We start from the raw sequence: 22,511 nt of genomic DNA, 5'->3' as shown, positions 1-22,511 counted from the left end.
GCAGGAAGTCAGATGCGGGCCACGCCCAGGAACACCGCGTGCAGCGCCGCGACCAGGGTGAGGAACAACGCGCGGGCGGCGGCGGGCGAAAGGCCGGGGAAGCGGTAGTGCATGGAGTCGTGCGGGCAGGCGCCCACGCAGTCGCCGCACAGGGTGCAGGACAGGCCCGGCCGCCCGGCCTCGATCTCCTGCGATGTGAGGGCGCTGTAGCGGCAGGCGCGCCGGCACGAGCCGCAGCGCGTGCAGGTGTCCAGGTTGATGCGCATGCGCCAGGGCATGAGCTTGCCCAGCACGTTGCCCACAAGGCCGATGGGGCAGAAGACCGTGCAATGGACCATGGCCCCGGCCCGGCGCGAGGCCAGCAGCATGCCCCCCACGCCCACGAGCCCGAAGCCCGCGGCCAACCACACCGCGGTCAGCACCGGCACGTTGAGCAGACGCAGGGCCAGGGCCCCGCCGCAGGCCAGGGTGAGAGTCCCCAGCCGCGCGCCGATGGTCCAGCGCCGCGAAAGCGCTTGCGGCGGCTTCGGCCTCAGGCGCGAGGCCATGTCGTCCCACGCGCCGATGTAGCACAGGTGGCTGCACCACGCGGGCCCCACGAGCAGCACGGTGGAGGCGAAGAGGATGGGCATGAACAGGCCGCCGCCCCGGAAGATCGGCCCGGCGAGGATGAGCGCGGGCACGGGCAAATGCAGCCGCCCGGTCATGAGCAGATCGGAAAAGCCCGCCAGCCCCAGGGCCAGCTGCCCGAAGAACAGCGCGGAGAACAAGGCCCAGATGCGCGGCCGCAACCGCTTGTGCGCGCGGGCGTCCAGGAGGCGGCCGGCGAGCCATGCGGCGTACACGCCAAGGCCCAGCATCTCCAGCCAGCCGGAGCCCGGCCAGAAGCGGTCCGCCAGCAGCACGGGCATGCTGGCCTTGGCGCGCGCAAGCGACAACACCCCCACGACCAGCAAAAACGCCGCGGCCTGAGGCAGTTCCGCCTCGCGGCCATGCGGAAACAGGCCACGGGCGCGCTTGCCCAGCAGCCACAGCCCGGCGGCCAGGCTTGTCGCGAATACGGCGGCAAGAATCAGCGCCAGACGCAGCCAGGGCTCGCCGAAGGCCATGCGCATCCTCACAAAATCCGCTCCCAAAACGACCCACTGCCCAGCGCCCAGCACAAGCACCGCTGCGGCCGCCAGCCGCGCCGCGCCCCTGCGCGTCAAGAGCGTCAAAGGCAGCAAAGCCAGGGCGGCGCACAGGGACCAGTCGCCGCGCCGCAAAGCGTGAGCGGCCAGGAGCACATGGCCCAGCACCACCAAGGTCAGCATCATCTGCGGCATGGGCAGGTCTCCTGTCGGCTTACTGGCAAAGGGTTTCGGGCGCTCATGCTTGAAAGGCTCAACATCTCTGGAGAAATCCCGCCCGCGCCTCACGTCGGCTTGTGTGGCGGCAGTCAAGTCGGCCAGGGCGTAAACGCGCCCTGCCCTGCTGCACCGGCAAAACCATGGCAAAACAGGCGGAGGAGCAATTTGTTGAGCCCGTTCTTGGAACAATCGGCTCACAGGCACTCTGCCCATTGTGCTCTCCCTCTTCCATGACTAAAGTCAAAGCCATGCACTGGAGGCCACATGGAAAAAGATAAGCTCGCCGCGTTGGGGAGCGTCAAACTGTTCGAAGGACTGCCCAGGGAACAGCTGGCAAGCCTCGCGGAAATCGCCGTGCTCAAACGCTTCAAGGCTGGAGACATCCTGTTCGAGGCCGGGCAGCCGGGCACGCATCTCTATGCCGTGGCTTCGGGCAAGGTGCGCGTGTTCCGGGCCGCGCCCTCCGGCAAGGAGCAGATTCTGCATGTCTTCGGCCCGGGCGAGGCCTTTGCCGAGGTGCCCGTCTTCGAGGGCAAGACCTATCCGGCCAGCGCGCAGGCGCTGGAAGACAGCCTCATGGTGAGCATTGCCCGCAAGGGATTTGTGGAGGTGCTGCGCCGCGAGCCGGAACTGGCCCTTGGCGTCATGGCGCTGCTGTCGGCCCGGCTGCGCTCGTTCGTGACGCAGATCGCCCAGCTGAGCCTCAAGGAAGTGCCGGAGCGGCTGGCGGGCTACCTGCTGCTGCTGCGCGCCACGCAAAACACGGACGAACTCACCCTGGACCTGCCCAAGGGGCAAATCGCCGCCTATCTGGGGACCATACCGGAGACCCTTTCGCGGGCGCTCAAGAAGCTCGCCGACCAAGGCCTGATAGAGATTTCGGGCAACCGCGTGCGTCTTGTGGATGCCGAGTCCCTGGCCCACTTGGCGGAGGCCGGCCGCTAAGCGGCGCGCAGCCCCATGCAAGAGCGGGCCAAAGGGGCGCGGCCGCCCTCCCCGCCTGCAACCGGCCGGGAGGCAGCCGCGCCGCCCTCAGCCGCTATTTCCAGGAAATGCAGGTGACCGGGCAGGCGTCGATGGCCGCCTGGATCTCGTCGTCCGAGGCGCCGGTGGGGTCCACGACCTTGGCCTTGCCGGAACCGGCGTCAAACTGGAAGACGCCGGGGGTCAACTCGCAACAGGTTTCGCAGCCAATGCATTCGTCTTCGTCAATCGTCACAGTGCCAGCCATATGATCCTCCATTTGATCTCACCGTATACCAGCCGCAGGTCGGTTGCCAAGGGGGGGGCGTGGAATGCCTCGCCCGGAAGCGCCGTGCTTTGCTACCGGGCGAACACGCCGGGGCGCAGGGCGGGGTGCGCGGCGTGCAGCACCAGCCGCATGCCGGGGTGGCCTTCCTCCACAGGCAGGCCGGGCAAGGCCGAGTCCGGCCCCTGCTCCAGGCGGTAGCCGCCGGGCGGCAGCACCGGGCGCGCAAAGCCCGGCGCAATCAGCGTCAACCCCTCGGGGCGTTTCGTGTCCAGCCGGCCCTTCAGCTCCACATGCCAGGCCGAGCCGTCGGCCTTGGCGGGCGCAAGCACGCGCAGCATGGGCAGATGGCGCTGGGCCAGCTGGTCCAGGCCGGGGATGGGCCGATGTGCGTTCGCCCCGAAAAGCCCGGCGGTCAACGAACGGGTGGCGGCGTGGCGCAGTTCGTCCAGAACCTCCCGCGGGCGGAAGCGCCCGGCCGCCAGCGAAGCCAGGGCGAAGCGCCAGGAATCGGCCACCACGGCCAGATAGGCGGAGCTGCGGGTGCGGCCCTCGATCTTGAGGGCGTCCACGCCCAGGCGCGCCAGCCAGGGCGCATACCACAGCAGGCAAAGGTCCTGGGGCGCAAAGAACTGGGTCCAGGGCGCCTCGCCCGGGGCGGCCGGATCGTCCGTCCACTGCTCCAGCACCTCCCAGGCCTCGGCACCGGCGCGTTTGCGCTCCTCCACCACGGCCCGCAAGCGGTACTCGTAGCGACAGGGATGCGCGCAGGCCCCCATGCAGGCGGTGCGCCCGGTTTCGCCCGGCTTGCGCTCCACCATGTGCACCGAGAGCCCGCAGCGGCCGGAAAGGGCCATGCACTGCGCGCCGTGGGCAAAAACCTCCAGCTCGAAGCCGGGCAAATGTTCGTCGCGCGCGCGCGCCAGGGCGGCCACCTCCCCCGCGGCGCACTCCCGCGCGAGGTTGGCCCGCGTTGCGCCCAAATTGCGCCAGAAGGCAAGGCCCTCGCTGTTGCGCGTGTTGGCCTGGGTGCTGATGTGCAGCGGCAGCCCGGGCGCGTGGCGCAGGGCCAGGCGCGCCACCCCGGCATCGGCTACGATCAGCCCGTCGGCCTGGGCCTGCACGGCCTGCTCCAAGCCCTGGCGCACCAGGGGCATGTCCTGTTCGCGCGGGCTGGCGTTGAGGCACACGTACACGCGCACGCCGCGCGCACGGGCCAGGGCCGTGGCCCGCGTCAGCCCCTCGCCGGCGAAGCCCGCCGCGCCGGCGCGCAGGTTGGGTCCGTCCGCGCCAAGGTACACGGCGTCCGCGCCGTAAAGCAGGGCTGTTTCCAGCGATTCCATGTCGCCGCAGGGCAAAAGCAGTTCGGGCATGCGCATCGACGCGTGGTAGCCTTTGAGAGCTTCGGCGGTCAAGATGTGGGCTTTTGGAAAACGGTTGAGGCTCTCTGGACTTTTTGTAGATTCTCGGCAATGATGACTGAGGCCAGAAGTGCGCGCCGTTTGCCGCGCCTGGGCCGGGGGACCATGGCGATACGGATGCATGCTTGCGCGGGGCGCACGGGGCGTAGAGCGGTCTTGTTTTTGCCGTTCTTGCTGCTGGCGCTGTGCCTGGCTTCCGGCGTCTCCCAGGCCGCAAAGGCCGCGCCCGCCAAAACCGCTGAAAATCCTGCCGATGCCCCGGTGCAACGCTTCCAAACCCTGCTGGCCCGCAAGAATCCTTCCAAAGAAGCCCTGCGCAAGCTGGAAACGGAACTGGAACAGGCCAGAAGCGCCAAGCCGGACGGCCTCAACGGCGCCAAGGCCACGTTCTTTCTGGCCCGGGTGCAGCAGGAGATCGCCAAGCGCTCCGGCCTCAAGGCCGACTGGTTCAAGGCCGCGGACACCTTCGGCACCTGTGCCGAGCGCTTCGCCAAGTATCAGCTCGCCCCCGACGCCCTGCTCCACCGCGGCACCATCCGCCTGCAGCGCCTCTCCGATCCGGACGGCGCCCAGGGCGATTTCATGACCCTGCGGCAGCTCTACCCCGCCTCGCCCCATGCGGCCACCGCCGCCAAAATGCTTGCGCGCATCCCCAAAACCGCAGGCCGAAGCGCAAAGAAACCCGATGCCGCGCCCGATCCCACGCCGGACCCGCCCGCCGCCGCGCGCAACGCCCCGGCGGAAAAGCCGCAGCTGCTTGAGGTGCGGCCCAAAAACAGCGGCGCCTCGGCCCGCGTGGTGCTCGACCTGGATTCCCGCGTGAAGTTCCGCTACCAAATTCTGGAGCACCGGGGCGCAAAGGGCTTGGCCGGGCGCATCTACATCGACCTCATGGGAGTGCGCCCCCGCGCCGGCCTCACCGACTCCATGCAGGTGGCGGGCGGCATCCTGAAGCACATCCGCGTTGCGCCCAAGGACCAGGACAGCACCCGGGTGGTCATGGACTTCGCCGAGCTGAAGGACTACCGCGTCACCGCCCTGGACAACCCCTTCCGCCTGGTCATCGACGCCTTCAGCTCCGCCGAGGCCAAGGCCGCCACGCCCGTGCCCGTGGCAGCGCCGGAAGACACGGTGCCGCAGGCCTTTGCCGCGCCCAAGGGCAACCGCAAAAAACTCGCGGCCGACCTTGTGGAGCAGCTTGGGCTCACCGTGCGCACCATAATGGTCGATGCCGGACACGGCGGAAAGGACCCCGGCGCGCGGGGCTTTGGCCTACAGGAAAAGGACGTGACCCTGCGCATGGCCCTCATCCTGGGCAAGATGCTCAAGCAGCGCGGCTACCGCGTGCTCTACACGCGCACCACCGACGACTTCCTGGCGCTGGAGGAGCGCACCTCCCTCGCCAACGCCAAGAAGGTCGACCTGTTCATCTCCGTGCACTGCAACGCCAGCACAGACCCCGGCATCAACGGCCTGGAGACCTACAGCCTCAACCTGGCCCGCACGCCCGACGCCGTGCGCGTGGCCGCGCGCGAAAATTCCGTCACCGACAAGAACATCAGCGATCTGCAGATGATCCTCACCGACCTCATGCTCACCTCCAAGATCAAGGAAAGCGTCGTGCTGGCGAGGGGGCTGCAGCGGCAGGGGCTTGCGGCCCTGCGCGACAAATGGTCCGTGACCGACCACGGCAACCGCGAAGCGCCCTTCTACGTGCTCATGGGGGCCAAAATGCCCTCCGCCCTGTTGGAAATGGGCTACATCACCAACAAGACCGAAGCCGCGCGGCTGAAGACCGACGTGTACCTGAAGATTCTGGCCAACGGCGTGGCCGACGGCATTGACGAATACAAGCAGCAGATCGAGCGCTACACGGGCAAATAGGGCGCAGCGCAAATGTGCCGCATGCGCACGCAAAAGGCCGGGCCGAACAGAGATGTTCAGCCCGGCCTTTTGCTTTCCATTGCGATGCGGCCCGGTCCTGCCCTCAGGAGGCAGTTGGCCACAAACCTCACGGATGCGCCCGCATTGCTCCCCTGAACGCTCCGCCGCAGACATCGGCCCTGCGCGCCGTCAGGCCACGGGCTATGCCGCGTCTTTCTGAGCCTCCCGCGCGAGGGCAAGCTCCGCAGCGGAGAAGATGCGCGCGATGTCCAGAATGATGATGAACACGTCGTCCTGCTTGCCGATGCCCTTGATGTAGTCCGTGCTGATGGACGTGCCCATGCGCGGCGCGGCCTCGATGCGGTCGGAGGGGAGTTCGAAGACCTCGCGCACGGAATCGACCATGCCGCCCATGATGATGCGGTCGCCCTCGAAGTCCACCTCGACGATGATGATGCAGGTGTCCACGGTGGCCGCGGCCTTGGGCATGCCGAATTTGAGCCGCAGGTCCATGACCGGCACGGCGTGGCCGCGCAGGTTGATGACCCCGCGCATGAAGTCCGGGGTGCGCGGGATCTTGGTGATGGACGTGAGCTCCAACACCTCGCGCACGCTGGCGATGTCCAGCGCAAAGACTTCTTTGCCCAGGGTGAAGGTCAAATGCTGGCTGGTTTCGATGGCGCTTTTCTCTGCCATAAGCGTCTCCTTGAGGCCGATGACGGCCGGGCCTAGAACTTCTCGAACTCGCCGTCGTCGCTGTCCGGGCTCAAATCAAGCTCGATGCCGCCGCTCTTTTTGGCGGACGGGGCAGCCGGCGCGGCAGGACGGGGAGCCGCCTGGGGCTTGGCCGCGGAGGGGCCGGCGGGCAGGGCCTTGGGCTTGCGCGGACGCAGGACCGTGCCGCCGCCATCGACGCGGAAGAAGCTCATGGTCTGCTGCAGCTGCTGCGCCTGGCTGGAAAGCTCCTCGCTGGTGGAGGCCATTTCCTCTGAGGCCGAGGCGTTCTGCTGGATGACCTGGTCGAGCTGCTGGATGGCCTTGTTGATCTGGTCGGCGCCGGAGTTCTGCTCGCCGGTGGCGGCGGCTATCTCCTGCACCAGTTCGGCCGTGCGCTGGATGTCCGGCACGAGCTTCATGAGCATCTCACCGGCCTTTTCAGACACGGAAACGGTGGAGCTTGAAAGCTCGCTGATCTCGCCCGCGGCGTTGCCGCTGCGCTCGGCCAGCTTGCGCACTTCCGCCGCCACGACGGCGAAGCCCTTGCCGTGCTCGCCCGCGCGGGCGGCCTCGATGGCGGCGTTCAGAGCCAGCAGGTTGGTCTGGCGCGCAATCTCCTCGATGATGGAGATCTTTTCGGCGATGTTCTTCATGGCCACCACAGCTTGGCCCACGGCCACGCCGCCCTCCTGGGCGTCCTTGGCGGCCTGCAGGGCTATGCGCTCGGTCTGCTGGGCGTTGTCGGCGTTCTGGCGGATGTTGGAGGCCATCTCCTCGATGCTGGAGGAGACCTCCTCAATGGCGGCGGCCTGTTCGGTGGCGCCCTGCGAAAGGGACTCGCTGGAGGCGGAAAGCTCCTCCGAGCCGGAGGCCACGTTGTCCGTGGCGCCGCGCACCTCGGCCACAACGCCGCGCAGCCTGCCCACCATGTCGTTCAGGGCCTGGGCCAGCACGCCTATCTCGTCCTTCTGCTCAATGTTCAAATGTCCGGTGAAGTCGCCCTCGGCCATGCGCTTGGCGAAGTCCACGCCGAGCATGACCGGACGGGTGATGCCGCGCGTGAGGAAGGCCGCGACCACGAGGGAAAGCACCAGGGCGATGATGAGCCCGGTGATGAGGACGACGGATGCCGCGGACAGGGACGAGGCGGCCTGCGCGGAGCCTTCCTTGGTTTCCTTCACGCCCGCTTCGGAGGCCTGGCGCGCCAGGGCGTTGGCCTCGTTGCCAAGGTCGCGGCGCTTGACGGCCAAGGCGTCGGAGGCATCGCTCAACTTCAGATATTCTTCCATGGCCGCGCGGTAGGCGTTGCCGGATGTCTTTATCTCTTCAAGATTCTTAAGATTCGCTTCCGTATGGATGGTGGGTCTTACTTTTTCCAGCAACTTGGCTATTTCATCAAAGTTCTTAACGGCTTCCATGGCGAACTTGCTGTCGCGCGTGGCCTGGGACTTGAAGTTGGCAATGCGCACCGCGTTGCCCAACTGCGTGACGGCGTTGATCGCCGCGACCTTCTCGGTGCGCTCGCGGAGCTTCTTGCCGTCAACCTTGCCGGAAAGCTCTGCACTCAGCTGCTTGTTCTGATTATCGGCAAACGATTCGCAAGACTTGCCGAACTCTGCGGCAGCGGCGACCATGGTCTCCATGTTCTTGTCTTTGGTGGTGTCCATGTCTTTGGCCTGCTGGCACAGGGTGCGGTATTCCGCCACCTTGGCCTGGGCCTTCACGACAATGTCCTTGAGCTTGGTCAGGTCGGGGTGCTTCTGCACCAGCGCGGCGGCATCGGCCAAGGCCTTGTCGACCTCATTGAGGCTTGCGATGCCTTCGTTGTAGGATGCTTCGGTGCCGGTGTACTGAAAGGCGCGCATGGCGAGCATGGCCTGCAGAACGTTGCGCTCAACGCGCACCGCGGTATCAACCTGGGGCGCGATCTTCGTCTCCAGGTTGTCGGCCACGGCGCCGACGTGTTTCATGTTGTACACGGCCACGCCGCCAAGCAGCATGGAGATAAGAATGAGGACACCGAATCCGCCGCCGATTTTTGTTCCCAACTTGAGATTTTTGAGCATGGAGCCCCCCTGGAGAGTCCGCAAGGCTGAGCCAAAGCGGCGTCGGTGATCATTTGGTGTTCAAGCCCAATATTCAATGCTGACGCGTCGCGTGACTACGGAGTTCTCGCGTCCGCAGTAATCGCAAAGAACCATATCGGTATTCACCTGAGCATGCTTTAGCCCATGCGGACACAAGGCACAAGATGCCCGAACGGAAAATAGGTAGAAGACTGGGGAAAGATCAGCCGAAGGGCTTGAGCAGGCTTTGGAGGGTATAGGCGTCCAGGGCGTCGAACATGGCCTTGTTGGCCTGCTCCCAAACGTCTTTGGTGGGGCAGTTTGCAAGCCGGCTGCAGGAGGCGCAGGTGTCTTTGCTGAGGGAGCAGCCCTTGAGCACAACCCATTCCTCCAGGGCGCGCACAATGTCGCCCACGGTGATGCTGGCCGCCGGCTTGGCGAGCACATGGCCGCCCTTGGGCCCGCGCTTGCTCAGCACCAGTCCGGCTTTCTTCAGCCGCCGGATGAGCTTTTCCATGTACTTCTCGCTGATGCCAGTGCGGGCGGCGATTTCAGACACGGACACGGGGCCGTCATGGTAGTTCTCGGCGATGTCGATGAGCATTCGTGTGCCATAACGGCTCTTTGTGCTCAGGCGCATGGACTCTCCGAGTTGCGGGATTGGCAGGATTAAGGGGGCGGACGGCGCTTGGGTCCGTCCGCCCCCGAGAGGAAGCTATTCTTCTTCTTCCTTGGGCTTCAAGTGCTCGGGCACAATCAGCATGCCGGCAACGAGCGGCTTGAGGAAGCTCCACTTGATGCCGATCTTGAACTCTTCCTCAAGGTCGCGGATGGCGTCCCAGCAATTGTGGCAGGGCGCCAGGACCAGCTTGGCGCCGGTGGCCAGAATCTGGTCGCGCTTCATCATGAGGGCGCGGTTTCTTTGCTTGCGGAACCGGCCGATGCCGTTGAAGCCGCCGCCGCCGCCGCAACAGAAGTTGTGCTCCTTGTTGGGGCTCATTTCCACAAAGTAGCCGGGCTCGACGATGTAGCTCACGATCTCGCGGGTGATTTCCTTCAAGCCGTAGTTGCGGATGTAGTTGCAGGAGTCCTGCAGGGTCACCAGCTGCTTGATGCGCTTGGCCGGGTCGATCTTGAGCTTGCCCAGGCGCAGGGCCTCGGCCAGCCACTCCACATAGTGCAGGTAGGGCTTGGGCGGCAAGCCGTCGGGACGGCCGGCCCAGTAGGGACCCTCGATGACGGTGGCGCGGTGGGCGTGGCCGCACTCGGTGCCGACGCAACGCTTGGGGTTCAAGCGCTCGATGGCGGAGTACACGTGCTTCACCTGCAGGGTGCAGGCTTCCCAGTCGCCGGCGAACATGGACAGGCTGGTCTGCTCCCAGCCGGAGCTGGGCACGGTCCAGTTTTCGCCCGCAACGTGGAACAGCACCGCCGCCTCGGAGATGTCCTCCGGGTAGTGCTTGGGCTCGCGGGCGTTCACCGTGTACATGATGTCCGCGTTTTCCTTGTCGATGGGGATTTCAAGGCCGGGCCACTCGTCCTGGGCCTCTTCGGCCATCCAGTCGCAGGTCTCGGTCCAGTCCTCGTCGGTGACGTTCATCTGCGCCTTGTACACGCGGTGCATGCCGGCGCCGATCTTGAGCTCCCAGGGCACAAAGCCTTGGGAGTGCAGCAGGCCGCGCAGGTAGCTGAACATGACGCCCATGTCGATGCCGTAGGGGCAGTACTGGCCGCAGCGGTTGCAGCAGGTGCACTGGCTCCAGGCCACTTCCATGGCGTTGCGCATGAAGGCGTTGTCGACATCGCCGTTCTTCTTCACCATTTCGCCCAGGGTGGACTGGATCTTGTACGCCGGAACCTGCTTGGGGTCGCGGTTGTTGCACAGGTACAAGAAGCACGAGTCCGCGCAGAGGCCGCAGTGGGCGCACATGTCGAGCCAGGTCTGCGTGCGCGATTTGCAGGTGTTTTTGATGGACGCGGCGAGCTTGGGAACGTCGACGTCCAGTTCTTCCATTTCAGCGTAGTATTGCTTGCCGCCCTTGTCCGCCAGAAGAGCCTCAAGGGCTTCCTGGGTGTTGACGGGCGTCCTGTTGCAGAACTTACCTTCGGGCATTGCTTTCGTCTCCTTGACTGCTTTGCGGGCTGGCGGCGGTTGCCTACCAGGCCATGTTCGTGCCCTTCATGCCGCCGCGCTTGATGCCGTAGTCCATGCCCAGCTGACCGCGCGAGAGGAAGAAGCCCACCACGTGGAACAGCTTGGTGAAGGGCACGGCCAGCAGCATGAGCTCGCCGGTCAGGATGTGCGCGTAGAGCCAGAACTGGTAGTCGCCGCCGAGCTGGTGCACGGCCATGAAGCCCGTGAAGAACGGCGCGGCGGTGATGAGCAGCAGCACATAGTCGTACAGGCTGGTGATGATGCGCACCTCGGGCAGGGCGATGCGCCGCACGAGGATGAACAGCGCCGCGCACAGCATGCCGACGGTGAGCGTGTCGGCCGCCCACATGGGCAGCGTGAGCCAGCCGAGGCCGAAGCGCATTTTGAAGATCACCGCATGGCCCAGAAGGAACAGCGGGGTCACCACAATGCCGATGTGGAACACGAAGAACAGGATGGTGAAGATCGGCTTCACCTTCCAGCCCTGGGAGCCGAAGGGCACGATCCAGGCGGCGATGCTGCGCACCGCGCCGCGGACGCCGTAAGCCGTCTGCGTGCCGTAGGCCACGCGGTCAAGCTTCCAGTCCAGGCCTTTGATGTAGGTGTAGACGCGCCAGGCAAGGCCGCCCACAAACACCGCAAAGGTCAGCCACAAAAGAGGTCCGGTGATAATCTGGTACATGGGCTACTCCTTGTCGTGCTCAGGAAACTTGTGAATTTCCTCGTCACGCGAGGTCATGAATGCCCAGAGGCCCCAGAAGCCAACCACGAACAGACCCATCAGGATGTAGGTGATGCTCTTGGTGTGCAGCATGAAATCGTGCAAAACGTAGTATTCCATGATGGACCTCCTTTAGTGGGCGTCCTTGTATTCGGGGTGCTCGAAGAAGATGGGCATGCGGCTGACGATGAAACGGTACACGGTCACGCCCACGGTCACCACGAAAATGGAGAACATGATCTCCAGGATGCTGGGGAAGTAGCGCTGGTCAGCGGGCAGCTGCCAGTTGAACGCAATCATCGAGACATTGAAGCGGTTCAAGATGATGCCGATAACGGTGACCGCGGCGGCCCACTTGATGAGCTTGATGTTCTTTTCACGGCTGCCGATGGCGTACATGAGGCAGGGCGCCAGCACGAAGCCCACGACCTCGACCAGCCACCAGGCGCCCCAGCCGGAGGCCAGGTAATGCCAGTTGTTGTCGTAGGCCACGGCCACCAGCTTGACGCAGAAGTAGGCCGCCAGGGCGATGGAGGCGCCGCGGGCAAAGCCCAGGATCACGCCCTCATGCTCGTCCAGGTGCGTCTGGTCCATCATGTGGTGCCAGGGCTTGTGGGCCAGGGTGCCCTCGAAGATGACCATGGACAGGCCGGCAGGGATGCTCGACACGAAGAAGAGGATCGCCAGGTACGGGCTGTACCACAGGGGGTGCATCTTGGACGGCACCGCGATGTACAGCGCGCCCAGCGAGCTCTGGTGCAGGGTGGACAGGATGACGCCGAAGACCGTGAGGGCCAGGGTCAGCTTGTGGATCTTGTTGCGCAGGTTCTTCATGCCCAGCCACTCGAACATGGCGGGCGAGAACTCGATGGCCAGGACCGTGACGTACAGGAACACGCACAGGCCCACTTCATACAGCAGCGACGTGGTGCCGGGCTGCAGGAAGATGGGGTACACGAGGCGGTACGGACGGCCGACGTCGTAGTGCAGGGCGAAGACGACCAGCGCGTAGCCCAAGAAGGCCGTCAGAATGGCCGGGCGCACAGCGGAATGGTATTTCTTGAGCCCGAAGATGTAGCAGGCGGAGCTGGTGGTGTAGCCGCCGGCGGCCAAGGCGACGCCGCACAGCAGGTCGAAGCCGATCCAGATGCCCCAGGGGTTGTTCTGGTCGAGGTTGGTGACGGCGCCCAGGCCTTTGGTGAAGCGCAGCACGGTGATCACCAGGCCCACGGCCAGGATGATCGCGGTGATGATGTTCGCCGGGGTCCAGATGGAGCTGGAACTCGTGTTTTCCGTTGACATCTAGGCCCCCTTCCCTTCGCTATCGTCGGGAGTGTCAGTATTCGCGGCGGCCTCAGCTTCCTTGCGGGCGTTCTCCGCCTCTTCCAAGGCGCGCTTCACTTCGCGCTCAATGGCCTGGGTCTTGTCGCGCTCGGCGCCCTCCATGGCCTTGGCCAGCTTGGCGTCGGCCTCGGCCTTGGTGGCGGCCTTGGCGGCCTTCACAGCGGCCTTCTGCTCTTCCTCGGCCACTTTCTCCTTGCGCTTGTTGATGGCCCAGACGCCGCCGAGGAGGGCGGGCCACAGGGCCGCAACCATGGGCACGACCGAGAGCGGGCCGGCGGTCATGGCGGGCACGCTGGTGTTGCCCAGGTCCTCGCGCATTCCGATGGTCGAGAAGCTCTCGCCGGAGAGGTACAGCCAGTTGGTGCCGCCCATCTCCTTTTCGCCGTAGATGTGGTTCACGTAGCGGCCGGGATTCCTGCGCATGCGCTCCCGGGCGATCTCGATCAGGTCGTCGCGCTTGCCGTAGGTGAGGGCCTCTTTGGGGCAGGCGCCCACGCAGCCGGGCATGGTGATCTCGCCCTTCTGGATCTGGTCGTGGCACATGGTGCACTTCATGACGCGCGGGGTAAGCGGGTCATTGTACTCGTACGCCGGAATGCTGAACGGGCAGGCCACCATGCAATAGCGGCAGCCCACGCACACGCTGGCGTCGTAGGTCACCGAGCCGTCGGGGTTCTTCTTGAAGGCCTGAACGAAACAGACCGAGGCGCAGGCGGGCTCCATGCAGTGGTTGCACTGCGTCTTGCGGAACACCGGACCTTTCTTGCCCTGGTACTTGTTCACCACGGTATAGGACTTCTCGTCCGTGCGGCGCTCCTTGTCGAGAACCGTGAGGTCGTCGAAAGGCTTGGCCGGGGCCGGGAGTTTGTTGACCTTGTTGCAGCCTGCCTCGCATTTGCGGCAGCCGATGCAGCGGGTGGCGTCGAAAAGGACGCCCTTCGCATCGGGGTAGCCGTCAAAGCTTTTCGTAGCGGCTTGCGCCTTCGTGCCCAGGGTTGCCGTGATCCCCGCGGCGCCCAGCAAGCCGAGAAACTGTCTTCTCTTCATGGACGTGCTCCTTATTATGCCGGGGACCGGCCTACTTCTTCTTTTCCTTGTGGCAGCCCACACAATCCGTATTCAGGGGCTTCTTCAGCGCCATAGCCTTGTGGCAGCCCATGCACTGGCCGTGGTAGGCGGCCTTGAGACCCGGACGGCCGGGCGTCTTGGCGTCAAAGGGCTGGCTGTGACAATTCGAGCACTTGGGCGGCTTCTTGGCGCCGGGCTGGCCATGGTGGTGGCAGGCCTGGCACAGGGTGCCGGGGTCAGAGTGGAACACGCCGGACATCTTGGAGTCCTTGATGTTCTCCACAAGCTTCATGACGATCTTGCGGTGCGGCATCTCAGAGGCTTCGTACTCGTTCACCAGGCCTTTGATGACGACCTTCTCGGGAATGTCCTCGGCGCTGAAGACATCGGCCTTGTCGGCGCGGTCCTTCAGCAGGGTCGCGGCGGCGGCGGCCTTCTCCTCGGGCTTCATGTTCCAGTAGGCCGGCATCTGGCCCGGCTCGGCCGGAACGGAGAGTTTGCCCTGGATGTGGCACTTCTTGCACTCGGCCGTGGCCGGAGTCTTGCGCGCCTTGATCATGTCGTGGCAGCCCGCGCACTTGGCCTCGGTCTTCTTGGTGTTGTGGCAGCCAACGCAGCTCTGCTGCGCGGTGGCGCGGTGCATGGCCTGCTCAAGCGGAACGAACCCGCCGTCCTTGGAGCCGGCAACGGTGTGGCACTTGTTGCAGGCCTGAATGCCCTTGTGGTGGCAGGTGCGGCAGGACTCGACGTTCTTTTCGTGCAGCTTGTGGTTGAACACCGCCGGGCTCATGGCCAGGGGCTTCATGCCTTCCACAGGCTTCTCGATGCTCATGAGGGTCAGCTCGGGCTGGTTGCGGCGGATGAGCTTGGCGCCCTCCGGAGCCTTGGCCACGGCTTCCTTGTTCTTGAGCGCGATCTTTTCCTGGGCTTCCTTGCTGTGGCAGCCGGCGCACTGCACGGGGCCGGTCTCCTTGACGCCCTTGAGGGCCAGGGAGCGGTGGCAGCTCACACAAGCGGTGTGCGAGGCCTCGGCCATGCTGCGCGACTCCTTGCTGGACTTCTCCAGGTGGCACACGCGGCAGGAGCCTTCCTTGCCCTTGGCGTAGAAGGTCTTCTTGGTTTCCTTATTGAACTCGTGGTGGCAGCGGTCGCAGTTGTCCTTGGCCACTTCACCGGATTCGCTCTTGAGACCGGAAGGAATCTCCTTGGTCTCCGTGTGGCGGAAGTGCAGTGCGTTGGTGAAGCCCGCGGGCTGCTTGGCGGAGACGATCTTGCTCTTGGCGTCATGGCAGGAGCGGCAGTCGCCGTCCTGGGGACCGGTCTTCTCCCCCTTCTTGGCCATGTCGGCGTGGCACCCTATGCAGTTCTGGTGATAGATCGTCTTGACCTCAGCCTGCGTGGTGTCCTTTTCGCGCTTGAACTTCACAACGAGCTGACCGTCTTTCTCCAGGTGGCAGGCCTTGCAGTCCTTGCCAGCCTTTTCCAGGGCAGCCGTGTGCTTGTCGTGCAAGAACGTGACGGGCGGCAGCTCCAGCCGGCCCAGGGACTTCATGGCGTCAATCTTCACCACGTCCGCCCTGGCGGCTGCGTTTGCCTGCGCCTCCCCGACCCCCTGCGCCTCAAGGCTCAGGATGGAGACCACGGCCAGGACGAACAGGGTCCCGGCGCTCAGCAGCAGCACTCTTCCTTTTTCCATGTTGTTGTTCCTTGCCTCGTACGTTTGAGAGGGTTTGCAGCAACCTATAAAACTCTAGCCGTGCGCGACCCCAAAAGCAGGTCGACGCGGCATTTCCGCCAGAAAGGTAGGGAATATTGTCTTCCCCGTGACTACCGAATTCCGTCAACCGAGTCAAGGCGTCCGCCTGAAATTTCCGCATTTTGTATGAAATAAATCCCCTTCTGAACCATGCGGTTACAATCAAATCTGGGCATTGTGATATTCGGCACGCAAGATTCCCCACCAAAAAATCGGATTTAAACGGCGGCCCCGCCGCGTTGGACAACGCCAGGGGGATTGCGTATACCCGCTCTCGCTGCGCGACGGGTGAGCGCCTGCGCGCAGACGATTTGACGTGAGGTTTGCATGCTCCGACCTGATTTTGCAAAATGCGGCGGCCTGGTGCCGGTCATCGCCCAAGAGGCGCAGACCGGAGAGGTGCTCATGCTTGCCTACATGAACGAGGCGGCCTGGGACAAAACGCTCGAAACCGGCGAGGTCCATTATTATAGCCGTAGCCGCAACACGCTGTGGCACAAGGGCGGCACCTCGGGCCACGTGCAGAAGGTCCATACCATCCGCCTGGACTGCGACGCCGACACGGTGCTGGTTCAGGTGACCCAACTGGGCGGGGCGGCTTGCCACACGGGCCGCAAAAGCTGTTTCTACCGCGAACTCTGCGGCGACACCGAACGCGAGTGCTCGCCGATGGTATTTGACCCCAAGGAGGTCTACGGAAAATGAGCGATTGCAAAAAATTGAAGCTTGGCATTCCCAAGGGTTCCCTCCAGGACGCCACCATCAAGCTTTTTGAAAAGAGCGGCTGGAAAATCCGTCTGCACTCCCGCAACTACTTTCCCGAGATCGACGACGACGACATCGCCTGCAGCATGTGCCGCGCCCAGGAAATGAGCATCTACGTCGAGCAGGGCGTGCTCGACTGCGGCCTCACCGGCAAGGACTGGATTCTGGAGAACAACTCCGACGTGGTGGTCGTTTCCGACCTGGTCTACTCCAAGGTGAGCAACCGTCCCGCGCGCTGGGTGCTGGCCGTCGGCGGCGACTCCCCCTACACCAAGCCCGAGGACCTGGCGGGCAAGAAGATCGCCACCGAGCTGGTGAACTTCACCAAGAACTACTTCGCCGAGCGCAACATTCCTGTCGAGGTGGCCTTCTCCTGGGGCGCCACCGAGGCCAAGATCGTCGAGGGCCTGTGCGACGCCATTGTGGAAGTGACCGAGACCGGCACCACCATCCGCGCCCACGGCCTCAAGATCATCAAGGACCTGCTCTTGACCAACACCCGGCTCATCGCCAACAAAAAGGCCTGGGAAGATCCGTTCAAGCGCTCCAAGATAGAGAAGATGAACCTGCTGCTGCAGGGCGCCCTCAAGGCCGAGCGCATGGTCGGCCTCAAGATGAACATGCCCAAGGCCAAGATGGACGAGGCGGCCAAGGTGCTGCCGAGCCTCACCTCGCCCACGGTCAGCGCCCTTTCCGACGAGGCCTGGCTCTCGGTGGAAATCGTCGTGGACGAGAGCATCGTCCGCGACCTCATCCCCGAGCTCAAGGCCCTCGGCGCCGAGGGCATCATCGAATACCCGCTGAACAAGGTCATTTAGCACGCAAAAGGGGCGTTCCTCATGCCGAGGGACGCCCCTTCTTTTTCAACCGCAAGCCGCCACCGGGGGTGACCACGTGTTCTCCAAGGCCGCTCTTCTCATCGCCGTGGCCCTGGTGCTGCTGGGCTATCGCTGGGGCAAGCGCAAGGCCGCGCCGCCGCCGCCCCAGGTGGTGCTGCAGCCCGCCGCCGCGCCGCAAAAAAGCTGGCTCTCGGTGCGGGTGCTGCTCATCATCGTCATCATCCTGCTGTGCTTCGCCATTTTGACGAGCCTGCAGCGCTAGCAATCCCCTTCCACAAGCCCGCATAGCTTCACCGCCACAACCTTGAGGCGGATGCCGTTGGCCTCGCGGATTGAGCCCTTGGCCCGAAAGCCCTCTTCCGTCGCCTCCGTGACCTCCATATCCAGATTGATGGCTGAAAGCGGCCCGAAAGACGGATACTTCTCGCCCTGCACATGGCGGATCTCAAGGGTCAGCAGGGCGCCCACGCCGTTGCCCTGCTTCCTTCCGCGAAAGACATGCGTCTCGTTGGCTCCGTGCACGCCGCAGGCATCCAGCACAGCGATGGACTCGCCCATGGTGGCGAGACTGGACTGAAACGTCACATGAAAAACACCTTCAAGCATGGGGGGCTCCTCGCAACCAAGATTGATGAACCCTATAGCATGGAACGTTTGCATAGGGGAATACGTGCGGGGGTTCTTTTCCACGCCGGCGGCAAATCAGCCCTGATCCAGGCAACGCAAAAAGGGCCGGAGATCGCTCCCCGGCCCTGGTTTCACATGGCGGCGGGAATCAGGCCCGCCGGGCGCGCAAAAGCTCAAGCAGGGCCAAGGCCTCCGCAGTGGGCTGCGCCTCCACGCGCCGGTACTCGCGCCCGTCCGGGGTGCGGGTCATCAGCCCCGTGTCGCACATGCCGCGCCGCAGCAGGGCGTTGTCGCCGAAGGTGTGCAGGGCGTTCAGCACATCCTTGAGCTCCGCCTCCGTGAACACGCGGCGGGCGGGCACCCTGGACCAGACCACCCACAGGCAGGCGGACTCCAGTCCCCGACGCGAGGGCCAGCGCGCAAGCCGCCCCTCGGCGTCGAACAGGCGCAGCAAACGGCGCAGACGGTTGGCGTCCACCGGCGCGGACGGCGGTGTTGGAGCGGGCGCGGCCAGGCGGGCCATGGCCTCGCGCTGGGCGCGCAGATGCTGGAAGTTGCGGTAGCCCGAGGAGCGCGCCAGCATGTTCAGCAGCTCCAGGTGGCTCGGCGTGCGCCGGCCTTCGGCATACTGGTCGGACAGCTGGCCGGAAAGGGCGCGGGCAAAGGCGGAGATGTCCTCCGCGTGCAGGGGCAGGGGCGTTCTCATGATGCAAACCTCACTGACGTGCCTCTCCAGGGAAAGGAGCGCCGGTGGTCGCCGTCTTCCGGCTCGGCACGCGGATGAGGTGTCGAGGGATGTGGATGCGTGGCAGGTTTAGCTCCCCGGAATGGGGCGGCGACGCCTGGGTGAACTGCCGACCAGCCTTCTTTTAACGCAAGCCGGTCCGGTGCGCAACATGCCCAGGGGCGCGTCACGCGGGGGCCGGGCACGGTCAAGCGGGCAGGGCTACTCCAGCCAGATGAGCGACATCATGCGGCCGGTGGTGCGCGCCGCGCGGAACGAGAAGAAATCCTCCGGGTTCGACTGCGTGCAGCGGTCGATGCCGAAGATGCGCGCCGGGGCGAGCCCGGCCGCCTCCAGCTGAGTGCGCGTGAGACGCCAGAGGTCCACGGTCTCCTGCCGGCGGTCGAAAAACGGCATGAACGCCTCGCCGAACTCCGCGGCGAAGTTGGTGAACTGCGCGCGGGCAGGCCCGAGGCTGGGGCCGCGCACGGCGTACAGCTCCTCTGCGCGGCAGCCGTAGCGGGCGCACAGACGGGCCACGGCGCTTCCGGGCAGGTTCGCGACATTGCCGCGCCAGCCCACGTGCAGGGCGGCCACAAAGCGGCCGGACTCGTGCGCCAGGAGCACGGGCTGGCAGTCCGCGGTCTTGATGACCAGGGCCAGGCCGGGCGCGGCCGTGGCCTGCGCGTCGCCCTCCAGGGCCGAGGCCCGGTCGAAAGGCGTGGGCGCGGGGTCGAGGTGCAGGGTGTCGCCGTGCACCTGCTTGAGCTCGCACCATTGGCGCAGGCCGAGCTGCGCCGCCAGGGCGTTGCGGTTCGCGGCCACGCGGGCTGGGTCGTCGCCCACGTCGAAGGACAGGTTGGCGCCGTCATAGGGCGGCTCGCTTACGCCGCCGCGCCGGGTGGTGAAGGCGCAGGAGACCCCGGCCAGGCCTGGGAAGCGGAAGGGGACGACCCCTAGCGGAACCATTTCAGCTCGCGTTCGGTGCACACGGCCTGCACGGGCTCGTCCCAGGCGTTGGTCGGCAGCACGTCCAGCCGCTGAAAGTCATAGCACAGGCCGATGGTCACGGCCTCGTCCATCTCCGGCTTGGCCAGCAGGCGGTCATAGTAGCCGCCGCCAAAGCCCAGCCGGTAGCCGTGGGAGTCGAAAGCCACGGCGGGCACGAGCACGAGGTCGGGCACAAAGGGCTCCCCGGAGTCCTCGCAGGTGGCGCAGCACGCGGCCGGTTCCATGATGTTGAAGGACCCCTCGGCCAGGTCTTCCTCGCTGCCGCAGGCGCAAAGGTCCATGAACCCGGGCTGGTCCGGCCGACAGCGCGGCAAAAGGGCAATGGCCCCGCGCTCCCACAGCTCGGTCAGCAGCGGCCGGGTGTCGATCTCGTTTTTGATTGGCCAGTACAGCAGCACGGACCAGGCGTTCTTCCACTCGGCCAGGGAGCGGATGCGCTCCGCCACGGCCAGGCTCGCCTTCTTCACCTCGTCGGGGGCAAGCGCCATGCGCTGCTCCACCAACATCTTGCGCAACTTGTCTTTTTCCAAACTCGCATCACTCATGAGACCCCCTCGAAATGCCGGTATACGGGCACCCCCCGCGCCCTTTGCACCGCGATTTTGTGTATGCTATGACCGCGCCGATTGGAAGTGAAAAATATCCGCCCAGGCGGGTGGGGAATAATGCCCGGCAGCATCCTTTCTCCGTCTGCGGCGGGGCGATGCGCCAACCGAGGGGAGGACGCGCAATGTACTGGATCGTTGTGGGCGACGTGCACGAAAGCGTCGAGTTGTTCGAGCGCATTCCCGGCGTGGCCGGGGCCGAGGCGCTCATCGTCTCCGGCGACTTGACCAACCGGGGCGGCCCGGCAAATGCGGACAGCGTGCTCCAGGCGGCCCGGCGCGCCAATGCCCGCGTGCTGGCCCAGGTGGGCAACATGGACCTCCCGGCCGTGACGGAGCACTTCGCCGCCAAGGGCGTGAACATCCACCGCGAGGCGCTCACCCTGGCCCCCGGCCTGGCTCTCATGGGCGTGGGCTATTCCACCCGCACCCCCTTCGACACCCCAAGCGAGACAAGCGAGGAGGAGATGGCCGTGTGGCTCGCCGAAACCCACGCCCGGGCCAAGGCTCTGGCTGGCCCGCAGGGGCATGTCCTGGCCATCATCCACAACGCCCCCCACGGGACGCGCCTGGACCAGCTGGCTGGCGGCGCGCATGTGGGCAGCACCGCCGTGCGCGCCTTTCTGGACAGCGCCCAGCCGGAGGTCTGCGTCTGCGGGCACATCCACGAGGGCCAGGGCGAGGAGCAGCTGGGCCAGTGCCATGTGCTCAATCCCGGCCTGCTGGCCGATGGCGGCTTTGTGCGCGTGGACCTGGAGAACGGGCGGCTTTCCGCCAAGCTGGGGCGCATTTAGTGGCCGCGGGACTGGGCTGCCTTTTTGTGGGCAAGTGCCGCGAGGCCTGCCTGCGCGACGCCGCGGAGCTGTATGCGGCAAAACTGGGGCACCTGGCCCGGTGCGAGGTGCTCACGGTCAAGGACGCCCCTGCCGCCCTGCCTCCGGCGGAAAAGTCGCTGCGCGAGGGCCGCGACCTTTTGGCCAAGCTGCCCCCAAGCGCGGTGCCGGTGATTTTGGACGAGCGCGGCGAGAACTGGTCAAGCCGTGAGCTGGCCGCCAGGCTCAAGGCCTGGGAGGATGCGGCGCGCACGCCCTGGTTTCTGGTGGGCGGGGCCTTCGGTCTGTCCGACGAGGTGCGCGCCCGCGCCAAGTCCGGCGGAGCGCTGTTCTCCCTGGGGCGCATCACCCTGCCGCACGAGCTGTGCCGCGTGGTGCTTCTTGAGCAGCTTTACCGCGCCGCCAGCATCAACAAGGGCCTGCCTTACCACCACGACTGAACACGCGCGCACGCCGCAAGGACACGCATATGCTCGACACGGCCTATTTGGACAAGATCGCGGAGTACTTCGCCTCCGGCGATTTGGCCTTCGACTTTGAAAACGGGGACGACGCCCGCAAGCAGAATATTCTGGAATATTTGGAAAAGCTTATGGACCTCGCGGATCAGGCCGACGAGCTGGCCACGAAGCTCATCTTCAAGGGCGGCATGCTGGGCGCGCTGACAAGCGCCCAAAAATAGCGCGGCCGCGACTCGGCCTGATACTCCTGGCTGTCCACCAGGCGGAAGGCCACCCCCTCCGGCAGGCTGGCCGCCAAATCCTGCGCCATGTTCTCCGGCGGCGGCTCGTTGGCCAGAATGACCAGCACTCCGGCCTCGCGCAGCAGCCCGGCAGCCAAGGGCAGCAGCTGCCGCCAGGGCATGAAGGCCCGGCTGAGCACGAGGTCGGCGTTGTGCGCGCCAAGCCCGAGCCCGGGCAGGGCCGCAAGGGTGGTCTCGGCCCGGCCGTGCAGCACCTTGGTGCGCGGCAGCTTGAGCGCGCCCACGGCCTGGGACAGAAAAATCGCCCGCTTCTCGCGCAGCTCCACCAGCACATAGTCGCCGTTTTGCCACACCACGCGCAGGGGAATGCCCGGCAGGCCAGCGCCAGCGCCCAGGTCCAGGGTCAGCGGGGCATCGGGCAGGTCCAGGCGCGCCAAGAACGCCGCCAGATGCAGGCTGTCCGCGGTCAGGTCGCGGAACACGCCCGGCCAGTCGGCGCGGCCCACCAGGTTCATGGCCCGGTTCCACTTCAATAAGAGGGTAAGGTACTGCGAAAGCCCCTGGGCCTGGTCCGGCGTCAGCTTGAAGCCCGCGCGGCGGGCCTCGCCGGAGACTTCACCGGGGGCCGGGGCATAGGGTTTCGGCTCTGGGCGTTTGTGGGACATGGGCGGGTT

At 65.4% G+C, this 22,511-nt stretch carries 25 protein-coding genes; 8 read left to right on the top strand and 17 right to left on the bottom strand.

All coding sequences use genetic code 11. From position 1 onward, the window contains the following. Window positions 1–8: 8 nt before the first annotated feature. A complete protein-coding gene (locus ACYQ4W_RS13660; RefSeq protein ID WP_459857663.1) occupies window positions 9–1,325 on the bottom strand; it encodes a 4Fe-4S binding protein in 1,317 nt (438 codons plus the stop codon). A 288-nt stretch (window positions 1,326–1,613) separates the two neighbouring features. On the opposite strand from ACYQ4W_RS13660, the gene ACYQ4W_RS13655 reads away from it, so the two are divergent. Continuing rightward, window positions 1,614–2,294 (top strand): Crp/Fnr family transcriptional regulator, encoded by a 681-nt coding sequence (locus ACYQ4W_RS13655; RefSeq protein WP_459857661.1) that lies wholly within the window; start codon window positions 1,614–1,616, stop codon window positions 2,292–2,294. Between the two features lie 94 nt (window positions 2,295–2,388). Here the strand turns inward: ACYQ4W_RS13655 and ACYQ4W_RS13650 are convergent, their stop codons facing one another. Both ACYQ4W_RS13650 and ACYQ4W_RS13645 read right to left on the bottom strand, forming a co-directional pair. Continuing rightward, a complete protein-coding gene (locus ACYQ4W_RS13650; protein WP_459857659.1) occupies window positions 2,389–2,580 on the bottom strand; it encodes a ferredoxin in 192 nt (63 codons plus the stop codon). A 92-nt stretch (window positions 2,581–2,672) separates the two neighbouring features. Continuing rightward, a complete protein-coding gene (locus ACYQ4W_RS13645) occupies window positions 2,673–4,013 on the bottom strand; it encodes a peptidase U32 family protein (protein WP_459857657.1) in 1,341 nt (446 codons plus the stop codon). 162 nt (window positions 4,014–4,175) lie between these two features. On the opposite strand from ACYQ4W_RS13645, the gene ACYQ4W_RS13640 reads away from it, so the two are divergent. Next, on the top strand, window positions 4,176–5,903 hold the full coding sequence (locus ACYQ4W_RS13640) for an N-acetylmuramoyl-L-alanine amidase (RefSeq protein ID WP_459857654.1): 1,728 nt from the start codon (window positions 4,176–4,178) through the stop codon (window positions 5,901–5,903). Window positions 5,904–6,104: 201 nt separating this feature from the next. On the opposite strand, the gene ACYQ4W_RS13635 is transcribed toward ACYQ4W_RS13640, so the two are convergent. The 9 genes from ACYQ4W_RS13635 to hmcA form a co-directional block, all read right to left on the bottom strand. After that, window positions 6,105–6,599: a chemotaxis protein CheW gene (locus ACYQ4W_RS13635; RefSeq protein WP_459857651.1), complete on the bottom strand. Its 495-nt coding sequence runs from the start codon at window positions 6,597–6,599 to the stop codon at window positions 6,105–6,107. Window positions 6,600–6,631: 32 nt separating this feature from the next. Then, window positions 6,632–8,686 carry a HAMP domain-containing methyl-accepting chemotaxis protein gene (locus ACYQ4W_RS13630; RefSeq protein ID WP_459857648.1) on the bottom strand — a complete coding sequence of 685 codons (2,055 nt, stop codon included), beginning with the start codon at window positions 8,684–8,686 and terminating at the stop codon, window positions 6,632–6,634. Between the two features lie 223 nt (window positions 8,687–8,909). Next, window positions 8,910–9,326 (bottom strand): RrF2 family transcriptional regulator, encoded by a 417-nt coding sequence (locus ACYQ4W_RS13625; RefSeq protein WP_459857645.1) that lies wholly within the window; start codon window positions 9,324–9,326, stop codon window positions 8,910–8,912. Between the two features lie 75 nt (window positions 9,327–9,401). Beyond that, the gene (gene hmcF, locus ACYQ4W_RS13620; RefSeq protein WP_459857642.1) at window positions 9,402–10,799 is read right to left on the bottom strand and encodes a sulfate respiration complex iron-sulfur protein HmcF; all 1,398 of its coding nucleotides are present in this window, start codon (window positions 10,797–10,799) and stop codon (window positions 9,402–9,404) included. Between the two features lie 43 nt (window positions 10,800–10,842). Beyond that, the gene (hmcE, locus tag ACYQ4W_RS13615) at window positions 10,843–11,523 is read right to left on the bottom strand and encodes a sulfate respiration complex protein HmcE (RefSeq protein WP_459857640.1); all 681 of its coding nucleotides are present in this window, start codon (window positions 11,521–11,523) and stop codon (window positions 10,843–10,845) included. A gap of 3 nt (window positions 11,524–11,526) precedes the next feature. Beyond that, window positions 11,527–11,682 carry a sulfate respiration complex protein HmcD gene (gene hmcD, locus ACYQ4W_RS13610; protein ID WP_459857638.1) on the bottom strand — a complete coding sequence of 52 codons (156 nt, stop codon included), beginning with the start codon at window positions 11,680–11,682 and terminating at the stop codon, window positions 11,527–11,529. Window positions 11,683–11,694: 12 nt separating this feature from the next. After that, window positions 11,695–12,864: a sulfate respiration complex protein HmcC gene (gene hmcC, locus ACYQ4W_RS13605; RefSeq protein WP_459857636.1), complete on the bottom strand. Its 1,170-nt coding sequence runs from the start codon at window positions 12,862–12,864 to the stop codon at window positions 11,695–11,697. Further along, on the bottom strand, window positions 12,865–13,953 hold the full coding sequence (gene hmcB, locus ACYQ4W_RS13600) for a sulfate respiration complex iron-sulfur protein HmcB (protein ID WP_459857633.1): 1,089 nt from the start codon (window positions 13,951–13,953) through the stop codon (window positions 12,865–12,867). Between the two features lie 31 nt (window positions 13,954–13,984). After that, the gene (gene hmcA / locus ACYQ4W_RS13595) at window positions 13,985–15,670 is read right to left on the bottom strand and encodes a sulfate respiration complex hexadecaheme cytochrome HmcA (RefSeq protein WP_459857631.1); all 1,686 of its coding nucleotides are present in this window, start codon (window positions 15,668–15,670) and stop codon (window positions 13,985–13,987) included. Between the two features lie 387 nt (window positions 15,671–16,057). On the opposite strand from hmcA, the gene hisI reads away from it, so the two are divergent. From hisI to ACYQ4W_RS13580, 3 genes are all read left to right on the top strand, one after another. Next, window positions 16,058–16,435, top strand: a complete 378-nt coding sequence (gene hisI / locus ACYQ4W_RS13590) for a phosphoribosyl-AMP cyclohydrolase (RefSeq protein ID WP_459857629.1) — start codon at window positions 16,058–16,060, stop codon at window positions 16,433–16,435. Continuing rightward, window positions 16,432–17,313 carry an ATP phosphoribosyltransferase gene (gene hisG / locus ACYQ4W_RS13585; protein WP_459857627.1) on the top strand — a complete coding sequence of 294 codons (882 nt, stop codon included), beginning with the start codon at window positions 16,432–16,434 and terminating at the stop codon, window positions 17,311–17,313. The genes hisI and hisG overlap by 4 nt, the downstream gene beginning before the upstream one ends. 76 nt (window positions 17,314–17,389) lie before the next feature. Continuing rightward, window positions 17,390–17,596: a hypothetical protein gene (locus ACYQ4W_RS13580; protein WP_459857625.1), complete on the top strand. Its 207-nt coding sequence runs from the start codon at window positions 17,390–17,392 to the stop codon at window positions 17,594–17,596. On the opposite strand, the gene ACYQ4W_RS13575 is transcribed toward ACYQ4W_RS13580, so the two are convergent. From ACYQ4W_RS13575 to ACYQ4W_RS13560, 4 genes are all read right to left on the bottom strand, one after another. After that, on the bottom strand, window positions 17,593–17,940 hold the full coding sequence (locus tag ACYQ4W_RS13575; protein ID WP_459857623.1) for a hypothetical protein: 348 nt from the start codon (window positions 17,938–17,940) through the stop codon (window positions 17,593–17,595). The genes ACYQ4W_RS13580 and ACYQ4W_RS13575 overlap by 4 nt on opposite strands. Before the next feature lie 169 nt (window positions 17,941–18,109). Further along, on the bottom strand, window positions 18,110–18,667 hold the full coding sequence (locus ACYQ4W_RS13570) for a DUF2087 domain-containing protein (RefSeq protein ID WP_459857621.1): 558 nt from the start codon (window positions 18,665–18,667) through the stop codon (window positions 18,110–18,112). A gap of 240 nt (window positions 18,668–18,907) precedes the next feature. Then, a complete protein-coding gene (gene pgeF / locus ACYQ4W_RS13565) occupies window positions 18,908–19,654 on the bottom strand; it encodes a peptidoglycan editing factor PgeF (protein WP_459857619.1) in 747 nt (248 codons plus the stop codon). Beyond that, window positions 19,642–20,184, bottom strand: a complete 543-nt coding sequence (locus ACYQ4W_RS13560) for a 5-formyltetrahydrofolate cyclo-ligase (RefSeq protein WP_459857616.1) — start codon at window positions 20,182–20,184, stop codon at window positions 19,642–19,644. Before ACYQ4W_RS13560 ends, pgeF begins: the two co-directional genes overlap by 13 nt. A gap of 242 nt (window positions 20,185–20,426) precedes the next feature. Here ACYQ4W_RS13560 and ACYQ4W_RS13555 point away from each other — a divergent pair, with 242 nt between their 5' ends. Genes ACYQ4W_RS13555 through ACYQ4W_RS13545 form a run of 3 tightly spaced genes read left to right on the top strand, consistent with a single transcriptional unit; the run spans window position 20,427 to window position 21,816 of the window. After that, the gene (locus tag ACYQ4W_RS13555; RefSeq protein WP_459857614.1) at window positions 20,427–21,095 is read left to right on the top strand and encodes a metallophosphoesterase family protein; all 669 of its coding nucleotides are present in this window, start codon (window positions 20,427–20,429) and stop codon (window positions 21,093–21,095) included. Further along, on the top strand, window positions 21,095–21,574 hold the full coding sequence (locus tag ACYQ4W_RS13550; protein WP_459857612.1) for a 23S rRNA (pseudouridine(1915)-N(3))-methyltransferase RlmH: 480 nt from the start codon (window positions 21,095–21,097) through the stop codon (window positions 21,572–21,574). The genes ACYQ4W_RS13555 and ACYQ4W_RS13550 overlap by 1 nt, the downstream gene beginning before the upstream one ends. A 29-nt stretch (window positions 21,575–21,603) precedes the next feature. Continuing rightward, on the top strand, window positions 21,604–21,816 hold the full coding sequence (locus tag ACYQ4W_RS13545; protein WP_459857610.1) for a hypothetical protein: 213 nt from the start codon (window positions 21,604–21,606) through the stop codon (window positions 21,814–21,816). On the opposite strand, the gene ACYQ4W_RS13540 is transcribed toward ACYQ4W_RS13545, so the two are convergent. Continuing rightward, window positions 21,741–22,502 (bottom strand): 16S rRNA (guanine(527)-N(7))-methyltransferase RsmG, encoded by a 762-nt coding sequence (locus ACYQ4W_RS13540; RefSeq protein ID WP_459857608.1) that lies wholly within the window; start codon window positions 22,500–22,502, stop codon window positions 21,741–21,743. The genes ACYQ4W_RS13545 and ACYQ4W_RS13540 overlap by 76 nt on opposite strands. Window positions 22,503–22,511: the final 9 nt, after the last annotated feature.

The sequence above is a fragment of the Humidesulfovibrio idahonensis genome (assembly GCF_054657715.1).
The sequence above is the reverse complement of the archived record's forward strand: the minus strand, read 5'-3'. Positions and strand labels throughout refer to the sequence as shown.

Excerpts from the sequence above, each read along its gene's own strand:
- ACYQ4W_RS13625 (WP_459857645.1), bottom strand. The coding sequence starts at position 9,326 with ATGCGCCTGAGCACAAAGAGCCGTTATGGCACACGAATGCTCATCGAC.
- ACYQ4W_RS13650 (WP_459857659.1), bottom strand. The coding sequence starts at position 2,580 with ATGGCTGGCACTGTGACGATTGACGAAGACGAATGCATTGGCTGCGAA.
- hisI (WP_459857629.1), top strand. The coding sequence starts at position 16,058 with ATGCTCCGACCTGATTTTGCAAAATGCGGCGGCCTGGTGCCGGTCATC.
- ACYQ4W_RS13545 (WP_459857610.1), top strand. The coding sequence starts at position 21,604 with ATGCTCGACACGGCCTATTTGGACAAGATCGCGGAGTACTTCGCCTCC.
- hmcA (WP_459857631.1), bottom strand. The coding sequence starts at position 15,670 with ATGGAAAAAGGAAGAGTGCTGCTGCTGAGCGCCGGGACCCTGTTCGTC.
- ACYQ4W_RS13630 (WP_459857648.1), bottom strand. The coding sequence starts at position 8,686 with ATGCTCAAAAATCTCAAGTTGGGAACAAAAATCGGCGGCGGATTCGGT.
- ACYQ4W_RS13635 (WP_459857651.1), bottom strand. The coding sequence starts at position 6,599 with ATGGCAGAGAAAAGCGCCATCGAAACCAGCCAGCATTTGACCTTCACC.
- ACYQ4W_RS13540 (WP_459857608.1), bottom strand. The coding sequence starts at position 22,502 with ATGTCCCACAAACGCCCAGAGCCGAAACCCTATGCCCCGGCCCCCGGT.
- hmcF (WP_459857642.1), bottom strand. The coding sequence starts at position 10,799 with ATGCCCGAAGGTAAGTTCTGCAACAGGACGCCCGTCAACACCCAGGAA.
- hmcC (WP_459857636.1), bottom strand. The coding sequence starts at position 12,864 with ATGTCAACGGAAAACACGAGTTCCAGCTCCATCTGGACCCCGGCGAAC.
- ACYQ4W_RS13555 (WP_459857614.1), top strand. The coding sequence starts at position 20,427 with ATGTACTGGATCGTTGTGGGCGACGTGCACGAAAGCGTCGAGTTGTTC.
- pgeF (WP_459857619.1), bottom strand. The coding sequence starts at position 19,654 with ATGGTTCCGCTAGGGGTCGTCCCCTTCCGCTTCCCAGGCCTGGCCGGG.
- ACYQ4W_RS13575 (WP_459857623.1), bottom strand. The coding sequence starts at position 17,940 with ATGCTTGAAGGTGTTTTTCATGTGACGTTTCAGTCCAGTCTCGCCACC.
- ACYQ4W_RS13560 (WP_459857616.1), bottom strand. The coding sequence starts at position 20,184 with ATGGCGCTTGCCCCCGACGAGGTGAAGAAGGCGAGCCTGGCCGTGGCG.
- ACYQ4W_RS13655 (WP_459857661.1), top strand. The coding sequence starts at position 1,614 with ATGGAAAAAGATAAGCTCGCCGCGTTGGGGAGCGTCAAACTGTTCGAA.
- ACYQ4W_RS13660 (WP_459857663.1), bottom strand. The coding sequence starts at position 1,325 with ATGCCGCAGATGATGCTGACCTTGGTGGTGCTGGGCCATGTGCTCCTG.
- hisG (WP_459857627.1), top strand. The coding sequence starts at position 16,432 with ATGAGCGATTGCAAAAAATTGAAGCTTGGCATTCCCAAGGGTTCCCTC.
- hmcE (WP_459857640.1), bottom strand. The coding sequence starts at position 11,523 with ATGTACCAGATTATCACCGGACCTCTTTTGTGGCTGACCTTTGCGGTG.
- ACYQ4W_RS13570 (WP_459857621.1), bottom strand. The coding sequence starts at position 18,667 with ATGAGAACGCCCCTGCCCCTGCACGCGGAGGACATCTCCGCCTTTGCC.
- hmcB (WP_459857633.1), bottom strand. The coding sequence starts at position 13,953 with ATGAAGAGAAGACAGTTTCTCGGCTTGCTGGGCGCCGCGGGGATCACG.
- hmcD (WP_459857638.1), bottom strand. The coding sequence starts at position 11,682 with ATGGAATACTACGTTTTGCACGATTTCATGCTGCACACCAAGAGCATC.